This window comes from Streptomyces sp. NRRL WC-3549, from assembly GCF_000721935.1.
Lineage (GTDB): Bacteria > Actinomycetota > Actinomycetes > Streptomycetales > Streptomycetaceae > Streptomyces.
Map to the genome: position 1 here is coordinate 273,279 of NZ_KL585394.1, position 3,476 is coordinate 276,754.

Genomic DNA, 3,476 nt, shown 5'->3' on the forward strand with positions numbered 1-3,476 from the left:
TCAGAGATGTGTATAAGAGACAGAGCCCCCTGTGACCGTCCGTCTTCCCGGCGGAAGACCATTGGAAGACCCGGAAGGGACCACCGAAGTGACCAGCGCGCCACCACTGCCCGCCCGGGCGGCGGCTCCTGTACCGGCACCACCCGCGCCCAAGGGCGCCGGCCGCCTGCGCGCCCTCGACGGGCTGCGCATCCTGGCGGCCCTGATGGTCTGCCTGTACCACTACGCGGGCAAGAACGGCACGGTGGCCGAGTCCTGGGGCCGGTCGCCGGGCGTCACGTTCCCCACCCTGTCGTCGTTCGCGACGTACGGCAGCCTCGGGGTGCAGCTCTTCTTCCTCATCAGCGGCTTCGTGATCTGCATGAGCAGCTGGGGCCGGAGCCCCGGGGACTTCTTCCGCTCCCGGGTCGCCCGCCTCTACCCCGCCTACTGGGCCGCGATCGTGATCGTCACCGGGGCCGCGGTGCTGCTCCCGGTCGTGGTCCGGCCGCTGCCGCTGGACGAACTCCTGGTCAACCTCACCATGCTCCAGCAGCCGATGGGGGTGGACCGCGTCCTCGGGGTCTGCTGGACGCTCTGGGTGGAGATGCGGTTCTACCTCCTGTTCGCCGTCTTCGTCGTCTGGCGCGGGGTGACGTACCGGCGGGTGGTGGTCTTCTGCGTCGGCTGGACGTTCGCGGGCGTCTTCGCCCGGATCGCGCAGACGCCGCTCACCGACGCCCTGGTGATGCGGGACCACGCGCCGTACTTCATCGGCGGCCTGGCGCTGTACCTGATCCACCGCTACGGCAGCGACCTGCTGCTGTGGGGCATCGTGCTCACCAGCTGGCTGCTCGGCCAGCGGTACTCGGTCACGGCGCTCTGGCACCCGGGCATGGACGGCGACTTCGCGCGCTCCCCCTACGTGATCCAGGCGATCGTGACCCTGGCGTTCGTCGCCGTGGCCGCCGTGGCCCTGGGGTGGCTCAGCTGGGCGAACTGGCGCTGGCTGACGGTCGCCGGCACGCTCACCTATCCGTTCTACCTGGTGCACGAGCATCTGGGCTGGTTCGCGATCCGCGTGATGAACCGGGCGCTGCACCTGCCGCCGCCGGTGACGCTGGCCGCCTCGGTGGGCTGCATGCTCGTGCTGGCCCATCTGCTCCACCGCCTGGTGGAGAAGCCGTTCGGGCTCCGGCTGAAGCGGGCGATGGCCGCCCAGGCGGCGGCCGTACGGGCACGGGGGTAGCGGCGGACCGGGCCCTCGCCCCATCCGGTACCGGGCCCTCACCCCACGCGGTACCGGGCCTCGATCCCCGCCACGATGACCCACAGGCCGTCCTCGAAGCGTTCGTCGTACCCGGTGAAGATCTCCGCGCCGGCCGCCGCGACCAGCGGGTAGCGCTCCATCCGCGCGGCCCGCTCGGCGATGTCGTACCCCTCTCGCCGCTCGTCCGGCATCGGCTGGACGCCCTGCTCCTCGGTGACGTAGCCCATCGTGTAGGCGTTCGCGGTGGTGCCCGCGCGCACGGCCTGCCGCAGCGTGAACCCCGCGTCGGTCATGGTGCGCAGATGGGCCTCCAGGCCGGGCGCGTGGTCGGTCCCGGTGAACCGTGCGCCGCTGTAGACCTTGGCCCCGTCGCGGTAGCGCAGCAGCGCGCGGCGCAGGACGCACTGGTAGGTGACGAGCTGGTCCTGCCAGCGGTCGGGGGCGGGGCCGGGCAGCTCCTCGTCGAGCATCCGGCGGTACATCACCGTGGCCATCTCGTCGAGCAGTTCCTGCTTGTCCTTGAAGTGCCAGTAGAGGGCGGGCGCCTTGACGTCCAGCTCCTTGGCGATGGCGCGCAGCGTCAGCCCGTCGAGGCCCGTCTCGTTGAGCAGCCCGAGGGCGGTGTCGGCGACGCGCGCCCGGTCGATCTTCATCATTCCCACCTCGACAACCTAGCGCCCCCTTGACAACTTAACACCGTTAAGGACAGACTCCCGGCCATGAAACTTAACAGCGTTAAGGAAACTGCCGTGCTGATCGTGGGCGCGGGCCCCAGCGGCCTGGCACTCGCCTGCGACCTGGCCCGGCGCGGGGTGCGCGCCCAGGTCGTCGAGCAGGCGCCCGCGCTCTTCCCCGGCTCACGCGGCAAGGGCATCCAGCCCCGCACCCGGGAGGTGCTGGACGACCTGGGCGTGGGCGACGCCGTCCGCACGCACGGCGGACAAGCCCCCACCGGCCTGACGTGGGAGGGCGGCGAGCGGCTCGGCACGTACGAGATGTTCCGCCGGGCCGCGCCGACCGAGGCCGAGCCGTACGGGGAGCCCTGGCTGATGCCCCAGTGGCGGACCCAGGAGATCCTGCTCGCGCGGCTGCGCGAGCTCGGCGGCGAGGTCCTCTTCGCCACCGCCCTGACCGGCCTCGCCCAGGACGACGACGGGGTCACCGCCCAGCTCACGACCGGACGGATCCGGGCGTCCTACCTGGTCGCGGCCGACGGCGGGCGCTCCACGGTCCGCCGCGCGCTCGGCATCCCGATGGAGGGGGAGACGGTCGACCCCGCGCCCGCGCTGGTCGCCGACGTCCGGATCGCCGAGGCCGCCCTGGACCGGCTGAACTGGCACATCTTCGTGGGCGAGGCCGGGTACACCACCCTGTGCCCGCTGCCCGGCACGGCGGACTTCCAGCTGGTCGCGCAGTTCAAGCACGGCGCACCCGACACCGCCTCCGACGGCGTACGGAAGCTGATCGCCGCCCGCACCCACCTGGCCGCCGACGACGTCACCGAGGTGCGCTGGGCCTCGGACTTCCGTCCCCGCGCCGCACTGGCCGACCGCTTCCGCGCGGGCCGGGTCTTCCTCGTGGGTGACGCCGCGCACATCCACTCCCCGGCCGGCGGGCAGGGCCTCAACACCAGCGTCCAGGACGCGTACAACCTCGGCTGGAAGCTCGGCCAGGTACTGCTGCACGGCGCGCCCGCCGCCCTGCTGGACAGCTACGAGCAGGAACGCCGCCCGGTGGCCGCCGACATGCTGGGACTGTCCACCCGCATCCACCGGGGCGAGCAGGAACGCGGCGCCGCGGCCCAGCAGTTGGTCCTCGGCTACCGCGGCGGCCCCCTGTCGCACGGCCGGGCGGGACTGCTGGAGGCGGGCGACCGGGCGCCGGACGGCAGGGCGGACGACGGCAGGGCGGACGGCAGCCGACGCCTGTTCGACGTCTACCGGGGGCCGCACTTCACCCTGCTGGCCGTCGGAGCGGAGACCCCCCTTCCGTACCCGGAGCACGCCCTGCTGCGCACCCACCGGGTGGACGCCTGCGAGGCCTACGGCACCGGCCTGTTCCTGGTCCGGCCGGACGGCTACGTCGGCTGGGCGGGCGAGGACGACCACGGCCTCGTCGCGTACGCGGACCGACTGGGCCTTGACCTCAAGTCCGCTTGAGCTCCTACCGTCCGGAGCATGGAGTACTCACACGACGACGCGGGCCTCGCCCGCCAGCCCATCGGCTA

Annotated in this window: 3 protein-coding genes; 2 read left to right on the plus strand and 1 reads right to left on the minus strand. The window is 72.4% G+C overall.

Annotated elements, in window-relative coordinates; all coding sequences use genetic code 11:
• The first annotated feature begins 88 nt into the window (after positions 1 to 88).
• Positions 89 to 1,228: an acyltransferase family protein gene (locus IH13_RS0112005; RefSeq protein WP_031083669.1), complete on the plus strand. Its 1,140-nt coding sequence runs from the start codon at positions 89 to 91 to the stop codon at positions 1,226 to 1,228.
• Positions 1,229 to 1,266: 38 nt separating this feature from the next.
• Here the strand turns inward: IH13_RS0112005 and IH13_RS0112010 are convergent, their stop codons facing one another.
• Positions 1,267 to 1,905 (minus strand): TetR/AcrR family transcriptional regulator C-terminal domain-containing protein, encoded by a 639-nt coding sequence (locus tag IH13_RS0112010; RefSeq protein ID WP_031083670.1) that lies wholly within the window; start codon positions 1,903 to 1,905, stop codon positions 1,267 to 1,269.
• Between the two features lie 63 nt (positions 1,906 to 1,968).
• Between IH13_RS0112010 and IH13_RS0112015 the strand changes: the two genes are divergently transcribed.
• Positions 1,969 to 3,408 (plus strand): FAD-dependent monooxygenase, encoded by a 1,440-nt coding sequence (locus tag IH13_RS0112015; RefSeq protein WP_031083671.1) that lies wholly within the window; start codon positions 1,969 to 1,971, stop codon positions 3,406 to 3,408.
• Positions 3,409 to 3,476 lie beyond the last annotated feature (68 nt).

Coding starts and splice junctions, on each gene's coding strand:
- IH13_RS0112010 (WP_031083670.1), bottom strand. CDS start 1,905: ATGATGAAGATCGACCGGGCGCGCGTCGCCGACACCGCCCTCGGGCTG.
- IH13_RS0112015 (WP_031083671.1), top strand. CDS start 1,969: ATGAAACTTAACAGCGTTAAGGAAACTGCCGTGCTGATCGTGGGCGCG.